General features: G+C 63.4%; 26 protein-coding genes and 1 pseudogene. 11 read left to right on the top strand and 16 right to left on the bottom strand.

All coding sequences use genetic code 11. From position 1 onward, the window contains the following. Positions 1-383: 383 nt before the first annotated feature. The 6 genes from QN413_RS27435 to QN413_RS27420 form a co-directional block, all read right to left on the bottom strand. Positions 384-917: a cation transporting ATPase C-terminal domain-containing protein gene (locus QN413_RS27435; protein ID WP_416352237.1), complete on the bottom strand. Its 534-nt coding sequence runs from the start codon at positions 915-917 to the stop codon at positions 384-386. Positions 918-993: 76 nt separating this feature from the next. Further along, positions 994-1,518, bottom strand: coding sequence for a hypothetical protein (locus tag QN413_RS27430; protein WP_416352236.1), 525 nt, complete (start codon positions 1,516-1,518; stop codon positions 994-996). 12 nt (positions 1,519-1,530) lie between these two features. After that, positions 1,531-2,667 carry an HAD-IC family P-type ATPase gene (locus QN413_RS27425; RefSeq protein WP_416352235.1) on the bottom strand — a complete coding sequence of 379 codons (1,137 nt, stop codon included), beginning with the start codon at positions 2,665-2,667 and terminating at the stop codon, positions 1,531-1,533. 575 nt (positions 2,668-3,242) lie between these two features. Further along, a complete protein-coding gene (locus tag QN413_RS23370; RefSeq protein WP_323498985.1) occupies positions 3,243-4,394 on the bottom strand; it encodes an alkene reductase in 1,152 nt (383 codons plus the stop codon). Between the two features lie 352 nt (positions 4,395-4,746). Then, positions 4,747-5,127 (bottom strand): hypothetical protein, encoded by a 381-nt coding sequence (locus QN413_RS23365; RefSeq protein WP_323498984.1) that lies wholly within the window; start codon positions 5,125-5,127, stop codon positions 4,747-4,749. Beyond that, positions 5,124-5,306 carry a TraR/DksA family transcriptional regulator gene (locus QN413_RS27420; protein ID WP_416352238.1) on the bottom strand — a complete coding sequence of 61 codons (183 nt, stop codon included), beginning with the start codon at positions 5,304-5,306 and terminating at the stop codon, positions 5,124-5,126. The genes QN413_RS23365 and QN413_RS27420 overlap by 4 nt, the downstream gene beginning before the upstream one ends. Here QN413_RS27420 and QN413_RS23360 point away from each other — a divergent pair. Further along, positions 5,247-5,444 (top strand): hypothetical protein, encoded by a 198-nt coding sequence (locus tag QN413_RS23360; protein ID WP_323498983.1) that lies wholly within the window; start codon positions 5,247-5,249, stop codon positions 5,442-5,444. The two genes, QN413_RS27420 and QN413_RS23360, sit on opposite strands and share 60 nt — an antisense overlap. Before the next feature lie 190 nt (positions 5,445-5,634). Here QN413_RS23360 and QN413_RS23355 read toward each other — a convergent pair whose 3' ends face one another. After that, on the bottom strand, positions 5,635-8,004 hold the full coding sequence (locus QN413_RS23355) for an HAD-IC family P-type ATPase (RefSeq protein ID WP_323498982.1): 2,370 nt from the start codon (positions 8,002-8,004) through the stop codon (positions 5,635-5,637). After that, positions 8,001-9,122 (bottom strand): cation diffusion facilitator family transporter, encoded by a 1,122-nt coding sequence (locus tag QN413_RS23350; RefSeq protein ID WP_323498981.1) that lies wholly within the window; start codon positions 9,120-9,122, stop codon positions 8,001-8,003. The genes QN413_RS23355 and QN413_RS23350 overlap by 4 nt, the downstream gene beginning before the upstream one ends. 218 nt (positions 9,123-9,340) lie before the next feature. Here QN413_RS23350 and QN413_RS23345 point away from each other — a divergent pair, with 218 nt between their 5' ends. Continuing rightward, a complete protein-coding gene (locus QN413_RS23345; RefSeq protein ID WP_323498980.1) occupies positions 9,341-10,204 on the top strand; it encodes an oxidoreductase in 864 nt (287 codons plus the stop codon). A gap of 86 nt (positions 10,205-10,290) precedes the next feature. On the opposite strand, the gene QN413_RS23340 is transcribed toward QN413_RS23345, so the two are convergent. The 4 genes from QN413_RS23340 to QN413_RS23325 all read right to left on the bottom strand — a co-directional run bounded on the left by QN413_RS23340 (position 10,291) and on the right by QN413_RS23325 (position 14,597). After that, positions 10,291-10,962, bottom strand: coding sequence for a PRC-barrel domain-containing protein (locus QN413_RS23340; protein WP_323498979.1), 672 nt, complete (start codon positions 10,960-10,962; stop codon positions 10,291-10,293). A gap of 259 nt (positions 10,963-11,221) precedes the next feature. Further along, a complete protein-coding gene (locus tag QN413_RS23335; RefSeq protein WP_323498978.1) occupies positions 11,222-11,872 on the bottom strand; it encodes a BON domain-containing protein in 651 nt (216 codons plus the stop codon). Positions 11,873-13,466: 1,594 nt separating this feature from the next. Beyond that, positions 13,467-13,994 (bottom strand): hypothetical protein, encoded by a 528-nt coding sequence (locus QN413_RS23330; RefSeq protein WP_323498977.1) that lies wholly within the window; start codon positions 13,992-13,994, stop codon positions 13,467-13,469. A gap of 471 nt (positions 13,995-14,465) precedes the next feature. After that, on the bottom strand, positions 14,466-14,597 hold the full coding sequence (locus QN413_RS23325) for a hypothetical protein (protein ID WP_323498976.1): 132 nt from the start codon (positions 14,595-14,597) through the stop codon (positions 14,466-14,468). A 221-nt stretch (positions 14,598-14,818) separates the two neighbouring features. Here QN413_RS23325 and QN413_RS23320 point away from each other — a divergent pair, with 221 nt between their 5' ends. From QN413_RS23320 to istB, 5 genes and pseudogenes are all read left to right on the top strand, one after another. Beyond that, the gene (locus QN413_RS23320; RefSeq protein ID WP_323498975.1) at positions 14,819-15,028 is read left to right on the top strand and encodes a hypothetical protein; all 210 of its coding nucleotides are present in this window, start codon (positions 14,819-14,821) and stop codon (positions 15,026-15,028) included. Between the two features lie 246 nt (positions 15,029-15,274). Beyond that, positions 15,275-15,349 (top strand): annotated as a pseudogene (locus QN413_RS23315) (hypothetical protein); the annotation flags it as partial. A 119-nt stretch (positions 15,350-15,468) separates the two neighbouring features. Next, on the top strand, positions 15,469-16,455 hold the full coding sequence (istA, locus tag QN413_RS23310) for an IS21 family transposase (RefSeq protein WP_323498997.1): 987 nt from the start codon (positions 15,469-15,471) through the stop codon (positions 16,453-16,455). Positions 16,456-16,475: 20 nt separating this feature from the next. Continuing rightward, positions 16,476-16,814, top strand: a complete 339-nt coding sequence (locus tag QN413_RS23305; protein ID WP_323498974.1) for a hypothetical protein — start codon at positions 16,476-16,478, stop codon at positions 16,812-16,814. Continuing rightward, positions 16,807-17,616 carry an IS21-like element helper ATPase IstB gene (gene istB, locus QN413_RS23300; protein WP_323498973.1) on the top strand — a complete coding sequence of 270 codons (810 nt, stop codon included), beginning with the start codon at positions 16,807-16,809 and terminating at the stop codon, positions 17,614-17,616. The genes QN413_RS23305 and istB overlap by 8 nt, the downstream gene beginning before the upstream one ends. A 177-nt stretch (positions 17,617-17,793) precedes the next feature. On the opposite strand, the gene QN413_RS23295 is transcribed toward istB, so the two are convergent. The 4 genes from QN413_RS23295 to QN413_RS23280 form a co-directional block, all read right to left on the bottom strand. Beyond that, positions 17,794-17,958, bottom strand: coding sequence for a hypothetical protein (locus QN413_RS23295; RefSeq protein ID WP_323498972.1), 165 nt, complete (start codon positions 17,956-17,958; stop codon positions 17,794-17,796). A 525-nt stretch (positions 17,959-18,483) separates the two neighbouring features. Beyond that, complete coding sequence (locus tag QN413_RS23290) at positions 18,484-18,735, bottom strand: ABC transporter permease (RefSeq protein ID WP_323498971.1); 252 nt, start codon at positions 18,733-18,735, stop codon at positions 18,484-18,486. Continuing rightward, the gene (locus QN413_RS23285; protein WP_323498970.1) at positions 18,677-18,865 is read right to left on the bottom strand and encodes a hypothetical protein; all 189 of its coding nucleotides are present in this window, start codon (positions 18,863-18,865) and stop codon (positions 18,677-18,679) included. Before QN413_RS23285 ends, QN413_RS23290 begins: the two co-directional genes overlap by 59 nt. A gap of 31 nt (positions 18,866-18,896) precedes the next feature. Beyond that, positions 18,897-19,130 (bottom strand): hypothetical protein, encoded by a 234-nt coding sequence (locus QN413_RS23280; protein ID WP_323498969.1) that lies wholly within the window; start codon positions 19,128-19,130, stop codon positions 18,897-18,899. Positions 19,131-20,270: 1,140 nt separating this feature from the next. On the opposite strand from QN413_RS23280, the gene QN413_RS23275 reads away from it, so the two are divergent. The 4 genes from QN413_RS23275 (at position 20,271) to QN413_RS23260 (ending at position 24,511) form a co-directional block, all read left to right on the top strand. Then, entirely contained in the window at positions 20,271-21,662 is a 1,392-nt protein-coding gene (locus QN413_RS23275; RefSeq protein WP_323498968.1) for a sugar porter family MFS transporter, read from the top strand. A gap of 21 nt (positions 21,663-21,683) precedes the next feature. Further along, the gene (locus QN413_RS27415) at positions 21,684-22,115 is read left to right on the top strand and encodes a GH39 family glycosyl hydrolase (RefSeq protein ID WP_416352234.1); all 432 of its coding nucleotides are present in this window, start codon (positions 21,684-21,686) and stop codon (positions 22,113-22,115) included. A 700-nt stretch (positions 22,116-22,815) separates the two neighbouring features. Then, positions 22,816-23,202, top strand: coding sequence for a DUF2231 domain-containing protein (locus tag QN413_RS23265; RefSeq protein WP_323498965.1), 387 nt, complete (start codon positions 22,816-22,818; stop codon positions 23,200-23,202). Continuing rightward, positions 23,195-24,511: a sorbosone dehydrogenase family protein gene (locus QN413_RS23260; protein WP_323498996.1), complete on the top strand. Its 1,317-nt coding sequence runs from the start codon at positions 23,195-23,197 to the stop codon at positions 24,509-24,511. Before QN413_RS23265 ends, QN413_RS23260 begins: the two co-directional genes overlap by 8 nt. Positions 24,512-24,622: the final 111 nt, after the last annotated feature.

Raw genomic sequence — 24,622 nt, 5'->3', positions numbered from 1 at the left:
GGCAAAAGTTTCTTGGGGAAAAAAGACAAAAAAAGAGACCGGCTGTTGCTGATCCCGCAACCGTCACGGCCATTCAAAGACAGGACGCATGCATGGCCGTTTCGTCCCCCGCTGACGATGCCAGTGGCGACAGCGGGCCGGGTCCGTGCCGCAACGCCAGCGCCTGTCGGATGGCCGCGGGCAAAGCGGCCGCCCACGAAGCGACGGTACGCTGGCGACCGTCGACTCGCCAGGCAGACAAAGCGTAAGGGCGCGACATCCAGGGAGATGGCTGATGGTTCATAGCGCCAGTATGAGTCTGCGTGCCAGCGGCGCTCCGTTCGCTAACGCACGCAGGCAACTCTTTTCTTTGATGCGGACCAGCGGCATCCACTTGGGGTCGATCACGGGCGAAGAGCGGGCGAACTCATTGCCTGCCATAACGCCGGATATAGAAGCGTCGAAAGCGTCGTAAGCGTCGTAAGCGCGCATTGGCTCAGCAGAATTCCCACCAGCCAACTGTAGTAAACGAGCGGCAGCGGCTGCAGTTTGAAGTAACTGCCCAGCGGCCCGAGCGGAAGCCACAGCCCGATCGCGATGATGGTCAGTGTCATCACCGTCAATGGAACCGCTACGCGGCTTTGTACGAAGGGAAGCTTCGGCGTACGCGCCATATGCACTACCAAGGTCTGTGTCAGCAGGCCCACGACGAACAATCCGGACTGGAGCAACGCCTGTCGGGCCACGCTGTTCGCATCGAAGACCCACCACATGACGCTGAAGGTGACGATGTCGAACAACGAACTGACGGGACCGAAGCAGAGCATGAATCGGCCGATTTCAGCAGGGTTCCACTTGAGCGGCTTGCTGACCAGCTCCAGGTCGAAGTTGTCGAATGAAATCCCGGTCTGGCCGATGTCGGACAGCAGGTCCTGCACCAGCAATTGCAGCGGCAACATCGGCAGTAATGGAAGGAATGCGCTCGCCACCAGAACACTCCACATTGCCGAAGTTTTAGCTTGCCGTCATGCGGATGTACTTCTGCATGTTGCAGAACGTGGTTCGGCCTTCGACCACACCGTCGTCGAGCACCATGAGGCTTTTTTCCAACAAGATGATGTCGGCGGCTTCCTTGACGATATCGACCGCACTGTCGACCGAAATGCCGATGTCTGCCGCGCAGGGCTGGCGCATCGTTGATGCCATCGCCCATGAAGCCGACAACGTGGCCTCCGACGCGCAAGGCAAGCCCGATGCACTCCTTGTGAAGGGGCGTTTGGCGAAGACGCGGTGTTGCTGTGATGCGATCTTGAGTGCTTCGTCGCTGAGCAATTCGATCTGCGAGCCCAGCATGACGGTGACGGTGACCAAGCCGACCTGACGGCAAACCTGCGCCATGACCAGCTCGTTGTCGCCCGTCAGCACCTTGACTGTGATGCCATGCTCCTCCAGCTTTTTCAGCGCCGGTGCAGCCGACTCCTTGCGCGGATCGAGGAAAGCGATATAGCCAATGAGCGTCAGCCCGCATTCGTCTGCCACCGAGTAAGGCGTCTAGCTCGGCGGCAATGTCTTGCTGGCAACGGCCACCACACGCAGCCCTGCCGCATTGAGCCCAGCAGTGACGGCCTGCGTGCGGGCGAGCAGTGCCGCATCGAACGGCAGGCTGGGTAAAGGACCTTCGCACTGCCCGCGGCCCTCATTGGGCTCCTGTACCCGCACCTGCGTGCAGGCAGCTGATACTTCTTCCACAACGCCCTTGCAGCTGAGTTGGTGCGCCTGATCCTTGCCGGCCAGCACGGTCGCCACCACCACTGACATGCGCCTGCGCTCGAAGTCGAAAGGAATCTCGTCGACTTTGCGGTAAGCCTCCTTCAACTTCAACTTCAACTCTGCGGGTTTTTCGACATGGGCCGGCACCGCACGGTCGAGGAGATTCTTGAGTCCGGTCTGGTAGTAGCTATTGAGGAAGGCAAAGTCCAACACGTCCCCGGCGTCGTTGCCATAGGCGTCGGTGTGGCGCGCGAGAGCGATGCGGTCCTGTGTCAGCGTGCCCGTCTTGTCGGTGCACAGAATGTTCATCGCGCCGAAGTTCTGGATCGCGTCCAGCCGCTTGACCACCACCTTCTTGCGCGACAGCAGCACCGCGCCCTTGACCAGGATGCTGGTCAGGATCATCGGCAGCATCTCGGGCGTGAGGCCTACGGCGACCGACAGTGCAAACAAGAAGGCCTGCAGCCAATCCCCCTTCGTGAAGCCATTGAGGAGGAAGATAACGGGCAACATCACGGCCGCAAAGCGGATGAGCAGCCAGCTCACACTGTTGACGCTTGCCTGGAACGCGTTGAGTGTGGTCTCAACGGCTCTGACGTGCGCGGCCAGCGTGCCGAAGTAGCTGCGCCCGCCGGTGGCCACGACCAGCGCCGTGACCGTGCCCGAGACCACGTTGGTCCCCATGAAGATGATGTTGCGCTGCTCGAGCGCGTCGGGACTCGGCGCGCCGGCCGCCTCCGGCGATGCGTTCTGCACGAATTTCTCCACCGGCAACGACTCTCCCGTCATCGCGGCCTGCGCGACGAACAGGTCCCGCGCGCTGAGCACACGGCAGTCGACAGTCGACAGTCGACAGTCGGCAGGGATCATGTCGCCTGCCGAGAGGGCCACGAAGTCCCCCGCTACGAGTTCGCGCACCGCAATCTCATGGGACGCCAGCGGCGCCAAACGGGTGCCTGCGCCGGCCGGGCGGCGCAGCCCGGTGGGATCGCCTTTCCTGGACAAAACGGATGACCGTACTCAGCATCACCATGACGCCGATCACCGTGGTGGCCTTCGCATCCGCGCTCAGAAACGACATCACAGCTAAGGCAATGAGCAGCAGATTGAACAGGTTCAGGTAGCAGCGCCACAAGTGCAGCCAACCCGGCAGCGGCTTCTCGTGCTACACCTCGTTGGGCCCATCTGCTGCAGGCGCCGAGCTGCCTCTTCGGCGTCCAGGCCGTCAGCTTGCGACCGCAGGGCCAGCAGCGCGACGGCTGGAGTTTGCCGGGCGATGGCCAGCAAGTCATGCGCCAGCGCGTGATCGTCGTGCGCGGGGCCGGCCGGCGGCGGCATCGCCGCCAACGCATCCAGCAAGGGCCGACGCTCGAAGTGGGCTTGCGCCCGATGGCGACGAAGAAAGGTGCTGAAGCCCTGAGTGAGTGTCTTACGCATCGTCACCCGCGACGGTCAACAGCGCCAGACCCTGCAGGTGGCGCGTCGCCATTCCGTCAGGTGGTGGGCTGACCACCCTCCGCCGGGCTGACCGCAATCAATTTTTGTACCTGCACCAGATCCAGCGGTGGATAGTCGGTGTAGCCGACCGCACCGCCGCCGTAGAGTGTGTCAGGATGCACGACGGCCCAAGGTGCATCGAGGCGCAGCCGGTTGACCAGATCCGGGTCACTGATGAACGGGCGGCCGAAGGCAACCATGTCGGCCGCTCCACTGCCCACTGCGGCGATGGCCATCGCACGCGTGTAGCCGTTGTTGACGATCCAGGCCCCATGTGCGCTGCCCTGTTTGAACGCGTCGCGCAGCGCCGCGTAGTCAAAAGGCAGGAAATCGCGCGGTCCGCCGGTCGCGCCTTCGATCATGTGGACAAACGCAAGCTTCAGCGGCGCCAGCTGTTGAACTAGGTGGCCATAAAGTCCTTGGGCATCGCTGTCCTGCCCGGCGTCGTTAACGGGCGTGACGGGCGACAGCCGAAGCCCGGTGCGAGCGCCTCCGATCTCCGCAGCCACGGCGCTCATGACTTCGAGTGGCAGGCGTATACGGTTCTCCTTCGGACCGCCGTAGGCGTCCGTGCGATCGTTGATGGCGTCGCGCAGGAACTGCTCGAGCAGATAGCCGTTGGCGCAATGCACCTCCACGCCATCGAAGCCGGCGTCGATGGCGTTTCGTGCGGCCTGGCGGTACGCGGCGACGATGCCCGGCAGTTCATCCAGACGCAGGGCCCGGGGTGTCGAGACCTGCTCGAAGCCCTGGGCCGTGAAGGTCTGGACGTTCGCGCGGCGCGCCGTGCTGGATTCGGGCGGCTGTCCGTCCGGCTGCAGCGAGGTGTGCGAAATCCGCCCGACATGCCACAACTGCAGCACGATCCTCGCGCCCACGGCGTGCGCCGCGGCGGTCACTCCGCGCCATCCCTGCACCTGCGCGGCACTGTAGATGCCCGGCGTGTCGAGGTAGCCCTGGGCCGCCGGCGAGATCTGCGCGGCCTCTGCAACGATCAGGCCGGCAGTGGCGCGCTGGGCGTAGTACGTCGCCATCAGCGGCGTGGGCACCTGCCCCGGGCCCGCACGGTCCCGCGTCAGCGGCGCCATCACTATGCGGTTGACCGCGGCAATGTCGCCAAAGCGAATCGGGTCGAACAAGTTTGCCAAGGTGCACCTCGTGATCTGGAATTCTTCGGCATACGGGGCCGCTGCGTTCTCCAATTTGCTTGTTGTGCCCCGCCAGGTCTGTGCGCCAGCGCACTTGGCGTTCAAAAGGCAGCGGCCCGGAGACAGCTCGCGTGCGTCATCCGTTGGCGATGGCTGCAGCATCCGGTTGGTGCCGTGCGGTCTGGTTGCGGCGTGCCAATGCGAATGCCCGCGGCCCGCAGCGACTGTGATCAGACGAGGTACGGCACCTCGAATGAGACTGAGGTTTTGCCTGGCCTCGCGTCAGGCATCAGGCCGTCGTGGAGACCGCGGTGCCATCCTTCCGCCGCCCGAGGCGGCACACCACCTTGTCTCAGGTCGGAACGCGTATCCCAACCATCTGGTCGTAACGGGCGAAGTGCTTGCGCGCCAGCGCTACCAGTTCGCCCTCGGTGGGGCGGTCCACCACCTCCCACCCGGCGATGCGCGCTGCAGTCAGGGGCCGGTGTTTTTCAACGTAATGCCGAAAGTCGGCAAGTCTGGTGTGTCCACCCGCCATCAGCACTTCCGCAATGCCGTCGAGCGCATCGCAGACCTCGCCGAAGAATTCGTGCTCGGAACGCACGACGCTGTGGTGCTGGCGTGTGACATGCAAATGCGCGTGGACTTTGCGCTCCACTACATGCTCGGATCCGAACTGCATGACCGGTGCGGACTGGTGGTCGACGAAAGCGACGGCGTGAAAGAGACTCATTGGAAAGGTTTCCGTTCTTCGATGGATTGGCAGCTGACACAGCGTGTCACCTGAGGCTGGGCGCTCAGACGGCTGAAAGCAATGGCGTTGCCAGTCGCTGCAAAGCCATAATCAGCGCCGTGGATTCGGTGCAGCGCGCGCGTGACTTCGTCGAACGTCCGGTTGTGGTGATCGGACACCGCAGACTCGAATTCGTGGTCACCCGCCCGCTGGCTGGCATCGTCAGCGTCCTGCTGCAGCGCAAGCTGCGCATGATCGACCTGCGACAAACCCTCCAGATGGGAAGCGGTCTGGCGTTCGAGCGCTTGCAGCTGTGATTGAAGGAGCCCCTCGAGCGGGTTGCGCTGAGCGCGCGGGAGTGGGAAGAAAGATGACATCGAGACGTACTTTGCAAAGCCGTGAGGTCAAATCCTAGGCATGGCCTGCAGCAAGGTCTGTGCGCCAGCCAACACACGACGGGAGTCGCTGCGCTGTCGCGCCGCGGGATGGCGCGTTCACGGCATCGCTCTACCGGATGCCCAGGCGCCTGAACAGCGGCACCTTGACTGCATCTAGCACAAAGGCGAATCCCAGTGCACTGCACAGCGTCGCCGCCACAAGCCAGATTGGCAGCGCCGGCATCGCGATGCCGGCGAAGGCCAGCGTCGATGCGATGGCGATGTCCGCCGCGGACGAGGCCACCAGCCAGCGGCTCGGGCGCGATGACCAGAGTGAGCGGCGTTCGCGGTTGGTATAGGTCGTGGCCTGCTTGACAAAGACGATGGCCACGAAGGCCAGCGTTCTCAGCCTGTCGATGTCATACCCGAGCCGGTAGCTCCCGAAGGCGAGCACGACCGCGCAGAAGGCCATCGAGCATAAGCCGATGATTACGCCGGCCAGGGCCAGCCGGCCGATGCGCCAGGCGTTGGGCGTGGGCGTGGGCTCGACGTTGTCGGTTGTCAGCGCCATGCCCAGAAAGTCGCCGGTGACCATGATGATCACCATCAACAGTGGCGTCAGAATCGCCTCGCCGGTGACCAGCAGGCACAGCGTAAGCAGCGTCACCTGAAGAATCTTGCTGGTCATCGAGTTGAGCGTGTAGGTCTGGATGCGCTGGAACGAGATCCGTCCCTCCTGGATCGCGGCAAGGATGCCGGCAAGGCCTGGACCGGTCAGGACCATGCCCGCAGCCGACTTGGCAACATCGGTGGCGGTCGACACCGCGATGCCGATCTGCGCCTGACGCAGGGCCGGCGCGTCGTTGGCACCGTCGCCGCACATGCCCACGATGTGTCCGCTTTTCTGCAACGCTTGTACGAGCCTGTACTTGTCCTCGGGCAGCACGCCCGCGAACACGCCGTAGCTTTCGGGCATAAGGGTTGCAGGAATCGGTCCGGGCGGGCACAGCCCGCCCTCCAGGCCAACCGCGCGCGCCACTGTCGCGGCCGTCAGCGGGGCGTCTCCGGTCACCATCAGCGTGCGCACGCCCAGCCTGCGCAATTGCGTCACGAGATCGGCAGCATCCGGCCTCGGGGGATCGCTGAGCGCGATGAACCCGGCCAGTTCCAGCGCATGGCCGGCTCCCGATGCAACCGCCAGCACGCGCAGGCCCCTGCCTTCCAGCGCAGCGGCGGCGGCGGATGCCCCGGCGGAGGGCGCAACGAGTGCGAAGAGCGTGGACGGCGCGCCCTTGATCGCGCGGTGCGGCACGCCGCCGGTCGCTTCGAAGGTGGCCTGCGACATCTTTGTCGCGGGATCGAACGGCGTGAATGTCGTGCGGCGGGTTGCACTGGCCTGCGGTCCCACGGGCGGCGGCGCCGCCGCCGCCTTGCACACTGCAGCGTCCACCAGGTCTAGTCCGCCCTCCGCGCTGGCCAGCGCGCCCAGCGCAAGCACTTGCGCCTCATCAAAGCCCGGCAGCGCGAAGACCGTGCTCACCGACAGCGCGTCGAGCGTCAGCGTCCCCGTCTTGTCCACGCACAGGATGTCCATCGAAGCCGCTTCGTCCACGGCTGAAAGCCGGGTCGGCAACACGCCGCGTCTGGCCAGTGCCCGCGCGCCGAGCGCCGCGGCCAGCGTGAAGGTGGCAGGCAGCGCCACCGGGATCGAGGCTAGCACCGCGGTGAGCACCAACGGCACGATCGCGACCCAGGCCATGTCGACGTGCCAGGCATAGAGCACCATGCCCACGATGACGGTGCCGTTGAACAGCGCCAGGCTACTCACCACACGCAGGACGGCCTGCTGCTGTGAGCTGACAACGTGCGCATCCCGGATCAGCGCAGCGCTGCGACCGAACCGGGTGCGCTCTCCGGTGGAAGTGACGACGGCGACGGCCTCGCCGCGACGCACCAGGGCGCCCGCATAGGTCTGCACCCCGGGGCCCGCCTCGATCGGGACCGATTCCCCCGTCAGCATGGACTGGTCGAGCAGCACGCCGCCAGCTGTCAGGCGAGCATCGGCCGGCACCACGGCGCCGAGCGAAAGCTTGACGGTGTCACCGGGCACGACGTCGACGGCCGGCACCTTCAGCCAGGCACCATCGCGTCTGACCGACGCTGTCAGGGCCAGGCCCGATCGAAGTGCCACAAGGGTGGCGTGCGCCCGGCTTTGCTGGAACAGCCCCAAAGCTGCGTTGAACACCAGCAGCACGGCGACAAGCGCGGCCTCTGGAAACTGACCCAGCGCCACCTGCAAGACGATGGCTCCCTCCAGCATCCACGGCACCGGCGCCCAAAGCTGCCCGAGCGCCGCGCGCCAGGGTGGCGGGGCGTTGTCAGGCAGCCGGTTCGGGCCGGTCGACGCGAGCCTCAGGCGGGCTTCTGTGCGCGACAGGCTTCCCGGTTCACTGGCCGCCGCACCCTCGGGTGCGCGCGGCGTCGCGTCCGGTTGCTTCATGGCCCGCCAGCAGGTCCCGGATCGGCGCCTTGGTCCGTGCCATGTCGCGCCTGCAAGACATTGTCCGCCAGCGCCAAGCCGGGATTCGCCACGGCCGATCGCACGACCGCTTTGAGCGCGCCTGACTCCAGGAAAAGATGCCTGATGCAGGGATTCTGCGAACGGATCGAATGCTCGAGTCGGTCGATTGCCTGTTCGACCTGATCGAGACTGAGCTCACGGTGGAACCGCACGGCGGCCGTCAGCAGCACGTCATCCGCACCGAGCTGCATCGTGAGCAGATGGTGCACGCTTTCAACGGCGGGGTCCCCGGCAATGATGGTGCGCAGCTGGAAAATCTCCTGCGCATCAAGGCCTGTTCCGATCAGAAGCCGGACGCTCTTGAGTGCGAGCAGCGCGGCTGCGCTCACCAGTACCATGCCGATCACCACCGACGCGGCCGGATCGAAATAGGGATTGCCGGTTGCATGGCTCAACGCGATGCCCGCGGCGGCGATCACCATGCCGATCAACGCGGCCGAATCTTCGATGAACACCGTGAAGACAAGAACGTCCATGCTGCGGTGCGCCGTCCGCCAGAGGCTGTCCCCCGGACGCCGGTGGCGACTGAGTTCCTGTCGCGAGACGCGCCAGCTGAAGCCCTCGAATACCGCCGCCACGGCCAGCACGACGTAGTTCCACTTGGGATCGCCCAGGACCGGCACGTCGACCATCCTGACGATGCCCTCGTAGATCGACACGCCGCCACCCACCGAAAAAACCAGCAGCGCAACGACCAAGGCCCAGATGTACGTCGCCCGGCCGTAGCCAAACGGATGCCATTCGTCCAGTGCGTGTCGGCTGCGTTTCAGGCCGAACAGCAGCAGCACTTCATTGCCCGTATCGATCAGCGAGTGCAGTCCCTCGACCCACATGGCCGAGCTGCCCGTCAGGGCCGCGGCCACAAACTTGCTGACAGCGATGACCAGGTCACCGGCCACGGCGACGTAGAGAACGCGCTGTGACCCGGTGCTTCGTCTCAAGCCGGGATGCAGGAGCCCATGCCGGAAATTCGACGCTATTCGCATGACTCGATCCTTGCCGATCACCGCGCATGGGGTCTGTGCGGCAACGCGCATTTACGCGGCAGCAAGAGCGCCCGGGGCAGGTGCTCACGACCCAAATCTGTGGGCCAACGTACAGACTCCGGCGCACCAGGCGCGCATGGTTGCAACAGGCCGCAAGCCCCGCGTGGCAACGTCAAAGCCTGCTGCCCATGGTCAGTCCCAACAACCCGAGCCGATGGCGCTCAACAGGTCAGTCACCCGGCTCGGTGCTGTCCGCATCAAGGAATTTCATGGCAGTCCAACACAGCAATGCACTGGTGACCGAGCCGCCGGTGTGGTTCATCACCGGCTGCTCCACGGGCTTCGGGCGCGAGCTTGCGCGCCAGGCCATCGAGCGTGGCCACCGCACCGTGGTGACCGCGCGCGATGCGTCGACACTCGAGGCCTACGCCGCCGCCGAAAACGTGTTGATTCTCACGCTGGATGTGACCAAGCCGGATCAGGTCGATGCGGCCCTGCGCGCTGCGCAGGCCCGGTTCGGTGGGATCGACGTGCTCGTCAACAATGCCGGCATCGGCTATTTTTCGGCCATTGAAGAAGGCGAAGACGCTGAAATCCGCAGGATGTTCGAGGTCAACGTTTTCGGCATGGGCCACATGATCCGTGCCGTGCTGCCCGGCATGCGAAAGCGCCGCAGCGGCTTCATCGTCAACCTGTCGTCGATCGGGGGCCTTCGATCCTTCCCGGCGATCGGTTACTACAACGCTACGAAATTCGCAGTCGAAGGTTTGTCAGAAGCGCTGTGGCAGGAGGTCGAACCGCTTGGCATTCGGGTGATGCTGGTCGAACCCAGCGGCTTTCGCACCGATTGGGCAGGGCGATCTGCCAATGAAAGCAAAGTGAGCATCGACGACTATGTTGCGACCGCCGGGGCAGGACGGACCCAGGTCCGGGCCGCCTCGGGCAAGCAGTCCGGCGACCCCGTTCGCGCGGCGCGTGCCATCTTGCAAGCGGTGACGTCGCCCCATCCGCCGCACCGCCTGCTGCTTGGCAATGATGCCTACGACGGCGCCATGGACAAGCTCAGGTCACTGGGCGAGGAATTGCGCAGCGTGGAAGCGGTGGCGCGGGGTGCCGATTTCCCGAAATTCTAGGTAGAACCAGGCTGCTGACTCGCCCAGGTGGCCCTCTAAACCGTCTGCGCACCGCCAGAGGGCGTTGCACCGTTTCACTCCTTCGGTCAGCCGATCGCGCGGGCAATGGTTTTGCGCAAGCGCGTGGTGGCGCTGCGCAGTTCGTCTTCGAATTGCCACCACTCGGTGGTGCCGGCCGCTTCCATCTTGCCCAGCTTCGCTTCCACCGCCGCCTGGCCGTTCGCGATGTCGGCCACCTGTTGATCGACGCGAAGTTTCCGAGCGCCCGTCAGCGCAGCAGCTTGCTTTTCCAGCACAAAGACCCTGGCCTTGGAGCGCTCCAGCTGCGCCCTCACGTCGACGACCAGCCGATCATGGTTTGCGCTGCTGGCCGCGTACCGGAACGCGGGCATGGCGCGCACTGCGCGCCGCGTCGCGCCCGGAAAGACGATCCTGCCCCCTTCCTCGCGCATCTGATCTGCGGGGAGGGCCACACTGTGCGCCTCGGTGCCGAACAGGCCGCCGCCGCTGAGGATCAGGTATGACACCTTGTTGTCCGGATCGACGATCAGGTCCTGAATCGTCGCGACCGCCTCGCCGCTTTCGTTGTAGACGGTTTTGCCGAGGATGCTGTGTCTCGCGCTGCGCCCCGCGACAATCCTTTGACCTTGTGACGCGGCGGTCCCCAGGTCTGACCTGCCTGCGACCTGAGCGGCGGCACCGGCCGTCATGCACGCAGCGGCCATGGCAAGCAGCCCCCTTGAAAGCGTTTTTTTCATCGTTTCTTACCGAGTGAATGGTGTACATCGTTTTTTCCCCATTGCCGTTGCCGGATCTGTGCGGGGCCGCACATTCAAGCTGCGGCTGGCGAGGCTTGCCAAGTCACAGTGCGGTCAGCACGAAGGGGTCGGCTGAAACTGCAAGGGTTGAGCGCCGCAGGGGACAGTCGCCGCCCGCGTGACGCGAGGGGCGGCCTGCGCCGCTGTTCCCCGTCGTCGATTTTTCTGAGGACGCGAGCGCCCTCTCTACATGGCGTCGTCAGACCACCGCGATGTCGTCCTGGACGTTGTACACGCCCGGTGCAGCCCAGGCCGCGGCCACGGCCAATTCGCGGTCGGACCAACTGCGAGCCGTCCCGCTCAAGGTCACCTTCGTGCCGTTGACGGTGACGGCGATGCTCGCCGCATCGGCGTTGGCGCGCCGTTTCAGGGCAGCTTCGATGTCGGATTTGACGACTGCAACGGACGTGCTGGGCTTGATCGTGATCTGGTTGCTCACGCCCGTGACGCCAAGCAGATAGCGCACCGCCAATTCGGCCGCCTTGCGCTGGTACTCCCACTCCACTTCACCGGTCAGCGTGAGCCAACCTTTCTCGACCTTGATCATGACCGGACTCTTGGTGAGGAAGGTGGTCCATTGCAATGCGCTCTCGGCGGATTTCGCAATGTCTGCATCGGTTCGCTTGGCGTGTCCGTCCATCTTCACGTCCATCTCGACAGCCAGGGCCTTCACACCGAAGACGCGCTGCGCCACCCGCTCGGCAGCGTACTTTTCTGCATAGGTGGACACATGGCCCGCCAGGGTCACGACGCCATCCTTGACTTCCACTCCAATGGTCGCCGCATTGACGGCCGGATCCCACTTGAGTTCGGCAAGAACATCGTCCTTGATTTGCATATCGGTTTTCATCCAGAGCTTTCGTGTGTGTAGGGAAAGCCAGTCTGAAGGTCTCATGGAATTTGTTCTGTGCGCTGTCACGCAGAAGAAACGCGCCCTGGTCTGCCTTAGCCCTCTCGGTTTGGGCGCCACGAACGCGCTCGCAGGTTCTTGCCATTTCCCCGCAAAGCATCGAAGGCGACCACTTCGACACGATCGCTCTCGCACTGATGTGGCAGCGTACAGACCCAGTGGTCTGCTCGATGTAAAAAATTTTTTCGGCGCGGATAGCCACATGGCGGGCGCTGACGCCACGCGCCCTGCGCGGTGCACTTGTTCGCCTCAGTGAGCCCGCGGCCTTCGACCTCTTTCCAGTGCAACAGAGGACTTTCTGATGGAATCTGAAGATTGTTTTCCTGACTTCGCTACGTCCCGCCCTGCCCCGGCGACGCACCAGTCGCCCGCCACCCTGCGGCTGTCACACGGTGGCCTCTGGTACCCGCCCGTCTGGAAGTCCTGCCTTTTCTGTGCTCACTGGCCTATACGCTGCGCCACTCGATGGACACGCGCATCTTGATTGATGTTTTTAGTGGATCGGACCTGCCTTGCATGGGTGGTTGATTGGCGAACGTTCGCAAGCGCGTTTGAACGCCTGACGCAGACGTCGCACTGGGCTGCCATCCACGGCGGGAGGCTGGTCCTGCAGGCCACGGTCGAGCCCGCCGGTGGCACTTTGCTTGAGGTGTTCGGGACTGCAAAAATCACGAGAGGCGCCTATGGCCCAATGGTGGCAACTCCCTTCTTTTCCGGGGCCGCGACATGCGGGTTTACGAATACTGGACTGGCCGAAGTCGTCGAATTCGCCGAACGCTCCGGTGGTCACGCAGAACTGGCAGTGCAACCATGGGGAGGTACCTCGCTGGCACTGAGTCTGCCCACGTGCGCACGTGAGATTGAAAAAATGGATGGGTGAGGAGGCAGCGAAAAAGCGGCTGCATCGCGCGGCGCTGCAGCGCAGGCCAACGCGCAGACCGGAGGACGGCGACTGCGTAAATTGAACTCTGAGCGCGCCGGAATCGTCCGTCGCATCGTCCACATCTGTAATAAACGCCATGAATCCGCAGCACCCAAAGGGCCCGTCACCCAAGTCAAGCCGCCGCCTCCCCTCCCGCAGATTGATGCAAGCCGACAAAGGGAGAGGGCCGAATCCACCGAAGCCGAAGGCCGTCACAAGAATGCCTGCCAGAAAGACCACAAAGGCGCGCCCTGAACTTGTCACAACCGGTGCCGGGCAAGAATGCACACTGGTTCCAGACGCAGAGGTAGCCCCATTCCGGCGCGACAGTTGCCCACCGAAGTTCACGGCGCCTCGACCGTCCTGATCGAGTCGCCTTGCATGAAGCGTCCTCCAACGATGCGGCCGCAGACGGGGCAACAGCCCCGGCCTGCGCTGGCGTGCGCACCTTGCGGTCCGGCCGGATCAAAGGTGCTGTGCCCGTTTCAAGAGGCACCAGCGGCCGGGGCAGGCTGCCCACCTGTCAACGGGGGTGGAGGTGACAAACGCGGCATGCATTGTCCATCAGCGCCGCTGCGCGATCTGCGCTTGCGCTACAGCCCCCGGGGCCGCCTAGCCAAACATTGCGCCACCCGCTTGACGCAAGCGCGCGCCGCGGGCAACCTCTAGCACGGCAGGTAGGTCGCAGCGCAGCATGTCAACCGGCGCCTGGCCCCTCAGTGCGGCGTGCGGCTGCGCAAACCAGCACGCCAGCGCCCAGCCGTGCAGTATCGCTGGCAGTTCAGCCCGAACCTCTTGCGGCGCCACCGCCAATGAAAGGTCGTCCGGTTCAAACTGGAACATCGGCACCCAGAGTCCGCCGCGCCAATCAAAGGCGAAGACCCGACGCGCCACGATGGACCGCGCCAGGGTTACCAGCCCGCCGCACTGATGGCCCTGCAGCATGTCCCCTAGGACATCACCCGGCGCCGCGCCGCCCGTGGCGCGGAACGCTTTGAGCAGGCCGAGGAAGGCGCGCGTGCTCGGTTCTGCCTTGGCCAGTTCGCCTGGCTTTGCGGCATCGGGCTTGTATGCCGGTGCCCGCATCACGGCGACCAGCGACGGGCCGTGAACGAAGCGCGTGGGCTGTACTGCAGTCATAGAGAGATCTCCAAAGTGCTCGTCACAGCGCAATGTTCAGGCGCTGCCAGATGCCTGTCTGTGCGCTGGCGAACCCTCACGCTGCCATTGGTCTTTCATTCATTGCGCCCAGAGGCATGCGCAGACCGGCGTAGTTCACTCCGGGATGGGGTCGCCGCACAGTCGCGCGACCGGACCCACGCCGAGGCGTCATGGCCGCGACTTGAGCGTCAGCGAGCGGACGTCTCCCTACATCGGGCTCGCGACCATTGACTTCCGCTGCACCGCACACGCCGGCTGCCGCATCGCCTTCAAGCCGGCCAGCGCTTCCCACATCGGTTCGCGGTCGCGGCAGCGGCCGTTCCAGTAACAAGCTCTCGGCCACCCTGCAGCCTGCAGACTTGCGTGCACTTTCCGGCGTGCGGGACAGGGCTGCAACCGACTAGAACCGCTGCCTCACCCCTGGTCTGTCGTCTGTCTTCCGCTGACGCATCAAGCCGCGAGGCTGCCGGCAAGGGGCGAATTGCGCAGCACCTGGCGCAGCGGCGTGTGATTGCGCTGCCCATGACGACATGTATTGAGTTTGCCGATGTGCGTTGCCGCACCGCACGGTTGGCGCTTCATGGCTTGCGTGCGGCCCATGTCTGTGAACAGGCAATCGACCCTCCCATCCTTTCCTTGACGATGGCTGCCTCGCTGCTTCCCGTGCCACCCCATGGATCGCCTTCATCCCACGCCGTGGGTGCGGCCGAAAAGCGCCGTGCCGTCAGTCTGGCTGTCCGTCTGCGTCGACCACACCGACAGACAGCCCGCGATTGCCATCCGACTGGACGACAAGCATCGACATGAACGCCGCATCGAAGGACGCCTGCTTCGGCCGGGCAGAGATAGCGTGCACCGGCGGCGTCATCTGCCGGGTCTGGCTGGCCAGGCCGTTCGGAACCCATAAGGCCGCGATCCACTCGGCCCGGGAAACGCTCTTCCGGTGGGTGTCGGATTACGTGACGAACGACCGCATCGGCAGCAATGCGCAAGCTCTTAAGCGAACGACTTAACCTGCGCCGCCGGGTTTCCATAACCCCAAGAGATTTGATGTGCGAACGCATCCTGGTGCCTCTGGACGACAGCGCAACGGCACGCCGCGGCCTGCAAGAAACCATCCGCCTCGCGCAGATGACTAGGGGTGTTGGCGCCGACCGGAAAATGAGCCATTTATGCGGGTAGCGCCGAAGTAAAAGTGAGCCAGGTGTTCAACCTACCCTGCTGTTTATTTAAGCAGCGGGGTTCGAGGAGTGATCACCATGGACATGATTGGCAGGATCCGGCGGCTGCACGTGAGAGACAAGCTGTCGGAGCGCGAGATAGCGCGCATGACAGGGCTGTCGCGCAACACGGTTTCGAAGTGGCTGCAGGCATCGGTTAACAGGGCGCCGAAGTACCGGCGCGAACCACGACCGAACAAACTCAGCGCGTTCCAGGCGACGCTCACGCAGGCATTGACGGCCGATGCGCGACAGCCCAAGCACGACGACGCACGGCGCGTGCGCTGCACACTGAGATCAAGGCCGCCGGCTACGCCGGCGGGTACTCTAGCGTCGCCGACTTCGTTCGAGCATGGCGCGAAGGTGAGGGCCATGCAGCCAACGTCGCGGCGTTCGTTCCCCTGACCTTCGAGCTCGGCGAGGCCTTCCAATTCGATTGGAGCGAAGAAGGTCTGGTCGTCGGCGGCATCTACTACCGCATGCAGGTGTCGCACCTGAAGCTGTGCGCAAGCCGCGCGTTCTGGTTGGTGGCCTACCCAAGCCAGGGCCACGAGATGCTGTTCGACGCCCACACGAGATCGTTCGCAGCGCTGGGCGGCGTGGCACGCCGCGGCATCTACGACAACATGCGCACCGCCGTCGACAAGGTCCACAAGGGCAAGGGCCGCACCGTCAACGCGCGCTTCTCGGTGATGTGCGCGCACTACCTGTACGACCCTGACTTCTGCAACGTCGCCTCAGGCTGGGAGAAGGGGCGTGTGGAGAAGAACGTGCAGGACAGTCGTCGGCGCATCTGGATCGACGCAGCCCGGCATCGCTTCAGCTCCTTCGTCGAGCTCAATGCCTGGCTGAGCGATCGCTGCCGCCCCCTCTGGAACGAGATCCGGCATCCCGAGCATCAACAGTTCAGCGTTGCCGAGATGCTGGAGCTCGAGAGGCCCCACTTGATGCCTATGCCGGAGCCCTTCGATGGCTACGTGGAGAAGCCGGCGCGGGTGTCGAGCACCTGCCTGGTGTCGGTGGCACGCAACCGTTACTCGGTGCCGTGCGAGCTGGCCGGGCAGATGGTCAGCACGAGGCTCTACCCGGGTGGCGTCGTGGTCGTGGCCGATGATGCGGTGGTCGCGCGCCACGAGCGCCTGAGTGACGCGGGCGGCACCCGCTACCCGTGGCACCGCAGGGGCCACCTTCGTGGCCTGGGCAGCACTACATCCCGCTGATACAGCGCAAGCCTGGCGCGTTGCGCAACGGCGCACCCTTCGCCGACTTGCCCGAGGCGCTACAGCGCCTGCGCCGTGGTCTGTTGCGCCAGGCCGGCGGGGACCGTGTGATGGCCCAAGTGCTGTCCATCGTTCCGACGGCGGGATTGGAGGCGGTGATCGTGGCGGTCGAATTGGCCATGGAGGGCAGCCCTCCATCCGGGCGTGTCAGCGTGGAGCACGTCGTCAATGTGCGCTGCCGGCTCAACGCGCCGGCAGCGCCGCTCAGTGCCGAGACGGCACTGCAGGTCGTGACGCCACCGCTGGCCAACACGGCGCGTTACGACAGTCTGCGCGGCCAGGAGGTAGGTCATGCGTGACGTGATCGTTGAGCTCAAGGCATTGCGCCTGCACGGCATGGCGGGCGCGTGGTGCGACCTGCAGGAACAGGGCCCGGCCTCGGGTCTGGATGCCTCGCGTTGGCTGGTCGAGCATCTGCTGCAGGCCGAGGCCACAGATCGGGCGATGCGCTCGATCCAATACCAGATGACATCGGCACGCTTCCCCGTGCACCGCGATCTGGCGGGCTTCGACTTCGATGCCTCGGTGGTGGATCACAAGCTGCTCCAACAGCTCGCGACGCTGGAGTTCACCGAGGCCGCGCACAACGCAGTGCTGGTCGGCGGACCGGGCACGGGTAAAACCCATCTGGCGACGGCACTGGGCGTGTCGGGCATCACGCGCCAAGGCAAGCGTGTGCGGTTCTACTCGACGGTCGACCTGGTCAATGCGCTGGAGCAGGAGAAGGCTCAAGGCAAGGCCGGACGCATAGCCAGTGGCCTGCTGCGCATGGACTTGGTGATTCTGGACGAGCTGGGCTACCTGCCGTTCAGCCAAGCCGGCGGAGCGCTGCTGTTCCATCTGCTCTCAAAGCTGTACGAACACACCAGCGTGGTGATCACCACCAACCTGGATTTCGCCGAATGGTCGACGGTGTTCGGCGACGCGAAGATGACCGCCGCCTTGCTCGACCGCCTCACGCACCACTGCCACATCGTGGAGACAGGCAACAAGAGCCATCGCTTCCTGCAAAGCAGTGCCACGGCCAAGAAGCGAATCAAGGCCAGGGAGCAGGCCCGCAAGGGCAGCGCCAAAGCCGACCCAACGGACGCCACTGATTAACGGGCGCCGCGCGTAATAAGGCGCTTCGGGCTACGCCCTTCGCGCCTTATTACGCGACACCACCATCAAGATGAGGAGGTCAAAGACCGAGGCAAGACACACACTTATCCACAGCCGACCATCACAGCGTCGGCTTCCACCCCTGGCTCACGATTCAATTGGCGCGGTGGCTCACTTCTACTTCGGCGCGGACAGGTCACCCATGGCAAATGCTCGCTCAAGGCGGGACAGGGACATCGGCTCGCCGACGTATGCAGCGATCACGTCCGCACGTTTGTTGGGACGCCAGGCCTGGGTCGAGATGATTGTTGGCAGCATCCACTGCCAGTTCGCGATCCACATAGCCGCAGCTGCGCGGTCAGCGGCCGCTACGCGTCGGAGCGGAATGTCGCTCACCGTGGGCGCCAAGAGTTCCGTCTCCCCATCACCGAGCAAAAGCAGTTGTTCGCCGTCCTCGCGCTAAACCCAGAAGTCAACGACGCGAGAGCCGACGTTGGGGCTTAGCCGAAGAGGGCGCTCGCAGAGCAGGGGCACCGCTGGATCGGCTTCCAGTCGAATCCATTGATCGAAGTTGGCGCGATCGAACACCCGGATCCGCCGACCGAGTTTCGGGCTGAATCCCTCGAGCGGCGAAGCTCCGCGCGGACGTGCACTGTCCAGCGGCGTAAGAAAACGAGGTGCCAAACTCCTCATGATTCAACGCCTCACGCGGGCCTGGCGATATTAGATTCGCGAAGTCCCTAAATTGCTTTGCGTGGTTGCAAAGTCAGAGATTTACCTTTGCTTTTGCGAGGGTAAATGTGTGACTTCGGAACGTGCTGCCAGAGACAAACGGGCGCGCAGCAACGGTATCTGATTTACTTTCTTCTACGCTTGCCGGCGGTTCACGACGCCTTCGAAGAAGCTGTCGAGCCCGAGGGTTGCCGAATTCAGCGCGATGTCCATCAACGGAATCACGTAGCGCGGGCCGTACCAGGGCTCCGGCAGGATAGCGGTCATCAACGCCGGCACCACGGTTGCCACGCTCGAGATGCCAACGACAGCAAGGTCGATGCGGCGGTTACTGTGCTGCTGCAGCCGGCGGCTCGCCGACGAGCCGCCAAATCTGCGTCGGTTCACCCGCTGCAATTAAGATGGCTGGCGGCCCCGCTTCGAGCGTAAGGCAAAAGGAAGCAGCGCCGGTGGCAGCCAGCAGCTCATGCACCGCGTCCTTCACGCGTTCCTGCAAAGTCGTGATCTCTTGCGTCATGTCAATCCTTTGCAATTGAAACAGTTGGACTTCAAACGCGACCTGTCTTCAGATCCGCAATTGCGATCAATATTTGCCGCCGATGTGCCTCAAACGTTTCGAGGCTGATTCTGAGCAGTGCAAGCGTGCTCAGGGAGCTGGCATCTGGCGTTCGCGCACCGCCCATTTGCAGGCGCGCCTTGAAGTTCAAAATCCTCGCCGTGCCTTCTGCGATCAAGCGATTCGCTTGGCTGAGATGTCTGCGTTCGATAATGAGATCGGCCATCGACACAGCGTACTCTGATGAGAACTTCGTGCCGACCATTCATCTATGTTCGGTATCGCACTGACGGAACAATTCAGCTTTACTAGGCTCCTGTCAATCAAATCGACTGTTGATAGCAAGGAGAACGATGTGGACATCAATTGCGCGAGCATTCGTGCCGTACTTGACGCTTGGAAGGCATAGGCCGACCAGCACCATCAAGTAGTTTCAGCCGCGACACAAGGTTTGCCAATCGACCCCCAAGCCATTCTGCTGAAGCTTTCTGAAATCCAGCGGTTGCAAGAAAGCGCGCAGTGCCATCAGGCTACTCGAGGTCTTTCCCGTAGCCGCATCGGGATCTGTCGCCAAGTCAAAGAGCCGACATCCCATGCACGCCTCGAACATAGGGGTGGAGCTCATCCAAGCAATTGCGGCGCGCATACGCGATGCGCCGGTCAGAGTTAGCGGAGGGACGTCAGTTAATTGACGTGGACGTCTGTCTGGCCATCGCTCCACGGCAACCACGCCGGCGGATTAGTCCGACGAACTCCCGTGCAAGACGGCGAACCTTGGTGACCACGTTCTCGTACGCACACAGCGCATGGATAAACGCTCGTGGTTGAAATGTTTGGGCTCGTCGTCGATCCCAATCTATAACAGCCTCGGGAAAGGCGCTTCTCGATGTAACGCCGATAGCCATATGTTCGAAGAACTCGCGATTGCTTTGCTCTGAAATTACGCACGGTTTGATAGTCCGAGGACAGTTGGCGCGCGGCGCCTTTCAAGCTGCCGACTTGGGAGTGTAGGGAAGTGGCGCGTCAAAGCAGCGCGGGGCCGTCGCGAACGACTGGACAGCGGACATGATGCCGTTCACCAGTTGCCGAAGGCCTTGTGCCGGGTCACTGTACCAGCACCATCCCGGACACGCTCGACGCGACGCGGGCGCGCGCAGTCCGCCTCGTTGTAGGGCGAAGGACCGCCGCAAGAATGGCGCCGGAATGAATCTGGTGGCGCCCTCTAAAACAAGGAAGCGGCGAGTTATGTGCTCCACCGAACAGGCTGGTCGCGCAAGGGTCAAGACAATGAAGGATTCTTCGAACACAAGCGCATACCCGCACTTCGATGACCATACACACGGCAACTTAACCGTCCGCGCGTGCCGTGGACAAACCAGCCGCGGCGGCTGCCGATGACCCGACGCACATCGACCGGTTCGTCTACATCGCCGTGGCCATCGCTGCGCTGGGCGGGCTGCTTTTCGGCTACGACACCGGCGTCATTTCCGGGGCCATCCTCTTCGTCAAGGGCGAGTTTTCGCTGTCGTCGGGGATGGAAGAGTTGGTCGTCAGCGCAGTCCTGATCGGTGCCGTGGTCGGCGCCGCTGCCGGAGGTGCGCTGACCGGTCGCTTCGGGCGTCGCTGGGCGATCATCCTTGCCGGCATCGTCTTCGTAGCCAGTGCGATTAGCACAGCTCTTGCGCCGACGGTCGGCTGGCTGATCTGCGCCCGCGTGGCGAGCGGCATCGGCATCGGCATCTCCTCGTTCATCTCGCCGATGTACATCGCCGAGCTCGTCCCAGCCAAGGTGCGCGGCTCGCTGCTGGCGGTCAACATGCTGGCCATCACCACCGGGATCGTCGTTGCCTATCTGGTGGACTACGCGTTTTCGTCGAGCCACGCATGGCGCTATATGTTCGGCTTGGCGGCATTGCCCGCCATCGGTCTGGTCATCGGCATGTGGTGGCTACCCGACAGCCCGCGCTGGCTGATCAGCGGGTCGCGAGTCGACGAAGCGAGGAAGATCCTGAAGCGCGCGCGGACGACAGCCGACGTCGACCCGGAGATCAAGGACATCCAGCAGAGCATGACCCAGCAGGGCAAAGGCGGGATGGCCTGGCTCTTGCAGCCGTCGCTGCGGATGCCGCTGATCGTCGGCCTCGGCCCGGCCACGTTCCAGCGGATCACTGGCATCAACACGGTCATCTACTACGCGCCGACCATCTTCAAGTTCACCGGCATCAGCGCCGTTGGTCCGGCCATCCTGGCGGGAGCCGGATTGACTGCGGTCATGTGGTGCTTTCACGTGCTGGCGATCTTCCTGCTCGACCGCGTCGGCCGGCGGCCCTTGTTGTTGACCGGGGTGGCCGGCCAGATCGTCGGTCTGGAAATCCTCGGCGCGGCCTTCCCGTTTCCGCAACTGGCGAGCTTCAAGAGCGAGGTGGCAATCGGCGGCCTGCTGATCTACGTCGCGTGCTTCGCCTTCGGGCTCGGGCCGATCTTCTGGCTGCTTATCTCCGAGATCTATCCGCTGAAGAACCGGAGCGTCGCGATGAGCGCTGCCACCGTCACCAACTGGGCCATGAACCTGCTGGTGGCCGTGACCTTCCTGACATTGGTGTCATGGCTCGGGCATGCCGGCACGTTCTGGCTGTACGGCGTGGTTGCGATCGGCGCCTGGATCTTCTTCTATCGACTGGTGCCGGAGACGAAGGGCAAGAGCCTGGAGCAGATCGAGGCGCACTGGCGCGCTGGAAAATCCCCACGCCAACTTTGAAGCCGGAGGCCCGGGTGGCCAATGAAACATCTTCAGATCGCCTGTTCCCTGTGGGACGAGGCTGTGTCACTGCCCCACTTCTGGGAGCACACCTTCGGCAGCGGCCACGCGCCTCTGGCCCTGCGCGGAGACTGGCAACAACAGTTGCGCGCGCGCCGAATGCTGCTCGGCTTTCGGCACACCCGCTTTCACGGGCTGCGGTGTGATGAAATTGGCACGCTCATGTGCGAGCGCAACGAACTGCTCTACTCGTTCTTCAACGCCGACCAGATCTGCGACTTCCTGCTGTCGATCGGGATAAAGCCCCTTGTCGAACTGAGCTTCATGCCTTCGACCCTGGCGAATGGCGGCAAGACCGGACAGGTTTCGTTCTGGCATTTGAAGCGCCGCGTTTCGACAGAGAGCATGATCTGCTCGTTCAGTACAGGTCGTTCGACCAGAGGGCGCAGATAGCTGCCGTGCAGAAGATCGCTCCAGCATCGGCAGGTTGGACACGGAGCAGCGCGCACGCGACTGCAAGCGTGCACTACCAAAGTCTGTTGTTGTTTGGTGCAGCTGGTGACGCGCTTGCCCATCTGAGCGAGAACGCGATCGATTACATCAAGAGCACCAGCCATCGCCCGAGATTAGGTTCGTCGTGCAGCCAGTCAAACCCATGAACTGGACGTCACACAAAGTGCGGAGGATCCTAAATTGCTTAGTGCAGTTGCGAAGTCACTAATTCACTTCTCTTTTTGCGAGGGTAAATGTGTGACTCGAAACGTGCAGTCGGAGGAAAACGGCGCGCAGGAGCAGTATTGAATCTTTTTTTGCGGCTGGGGCAGCAACTCGCCGATGCGGATGTTTGGATGTGCCAGCGACCGCTTGGTCACGTCCTTGCGGTTGCCCCACGGATTCACTTGAACGAAAGGTAAGCCGCCATCTCATTTCATCTGTGCATTACGGACCACGATGCCTCGAATGGCTGGTCGGACTTGCCTCGCCCTCGAGGCCATGCCGAGTTTTGTGTTTGCTGGCGCACAGACTGATTGGAAGCGTGAAGGCATGGTAAAGCGCGTATCGGACTCGACAACGTCACCTTCGGAAGGCCTCAACCATGAACTCTGTAACATTGCCCTCTCGCTCAGTCGCTGCAGACGCCGTCTATGGCCTGTTGAACCCAATCCCGTTCGGCTTCTTCGTGGCCGGGCTGATATTTGATGCCGTCTATGCGCGCACGGGCGAGATCCTGTGGGACAACAGCGCTGCCTGGCTGATCGCCATCGGTCTGCTCTTTGCGGTGGTCCCTCGCCTAATCAATCTGGTGCAAGTCTGGATCACATCCCGCCGAGCCGCGCTGGCGTCTGACAAGCTGGACTTTTGGCTCAACCTGCTGGCCATTTTTGCGGCCATCATTAATTCCCTGGTGCATAGCCGCGACGCCTATGCGGTGGTTCCGGCCGGCTTGTGGCTGTCCGCCTGCACAGTGATCCTGCTGTGCACAGCAAACGTCGTTGTCGCGGTTCAAGGCGCCAGATCGGCGGGGGGGCTTTATGCATAAGAATTCTATTCAAGGCGCAGCGGTGCTGGCCCTGCTCGCCCTGCTGGGTGGATGCGGCGACAAGGCAGCTTTCGATTCGTCGCAGCAGTCGGGCAGCGCCCCCCCCTTGCCTGCGGCACAAAACTTCCTGGTACCGCCCATCAAGGTTCCGGGCAGAGTCGGTTGGAAGGAGGGTCAGACGCCGCAGGTCGCGGCCGGATTGCAGGTCGAACGGATTGCCGACGGCCTTCAGCACCCGCGCCAGCTTTTGATGCTTCCCAATGGCGATGTGCTGGTGGTCGAGTCCAACAGCCCGGGCACCGAGGCCACGACCACGCCCAAGCAACTGATCGCCGGCATGGTCACGAGCAAGATGGGCAAAGGCGCCAAGGGTGGCAACCAGATCACCCTGCTGCGCAAAGTCGGCGCCGCTGGACTCTGGGAAAAGCACGTTTTCATCGCGGGCCTGAATTCGCCATTTGGTTTGCAATTGATTGGCGATTTTCTCTATGTCGCCAACACGGACGCCATAGTGAAGTTCCCGTATGTGGCGGGGCAGACCCAGATCAACGCACCCGGCGCGGCCTGGGCGGATCTTCCAGGCGCCGTCAACCACCACTGGACCAAGGCCCTGCTGGCCAATGCCGACGGCAGCAAGCTGTACGTAGGGGTGGGCTCCAACAGCAACATCACCGAGAACGGGATAGAGGTGGAGTACCGCCGCGCGAATGTGCTGGAAGTGGACGTGGCCACGGGCGGCAGCCGCATATATGCATCGGGACTGCGCAATCCAACCGGGCTGGGGTGGGACCCACAAAACGGCAAGCTCTGGGCCATCGCCAATGAACGCGACGAGATCGGCTCCGACCTCGTGCCCGACTACCTGACGTCGGTCAAGGAGGGCGCCTTCTACGGCTGGCCCTACAGCTACTACGGGCAGCATGTGGACCGCCGCGTCATGCCGCAGCGGCCCGACCTTGTGGCCAAGGCGATCAAGCCGGACTATGCACTCGGCTCGCACGTGGCGCCGCTGGGGCTTCTGATGTCCGGGACCAATGCCCTGCCAGCCCAATACCACAACGGCGCTTTCGTCAGTGAACACGGCAGCTGGGACCGCTCGCCCCTGAGCGGCTACGAGGTCGTCTTCGTCGCCTTCCAGCAAGGCCAGCCCGTGGGAAAGCCGCAGCCTGTGGTGACGGGCTTTCATTCGCCCGACGAATCGCAACTGTACGGCGCGCCGGTCGGCCTGGTGCAGGATAAGGAAGGCGCGCTGCTGATTGCAGACGATGTCGGAAATTCGGTCTGGCGTATTACAGCCGTCGCACGTTAAGGGCGGCCGCTCGGCCCGCACTGTGTGCGGGGATCGCGTCGGCTCTATGGGGACGCACCTTCCGACCGACCTCGAAACGCCGTTCCGGCCGGATCAAATGAGTGCCCCTCT

This window comes from Variovorax sp. LG9.2 (assembly GCF_035018885.1).
Classification (GTDB): Bacteria; Pseudomonadota; Gammaproteobacteria; order Burkholderiales; family Burkholderiaceae_C; genus Variovorax.
Note: the sequence above shows the minus strand (reverse complement) of the source record. Positions and strands in the feature narration are given on the sequence as shown.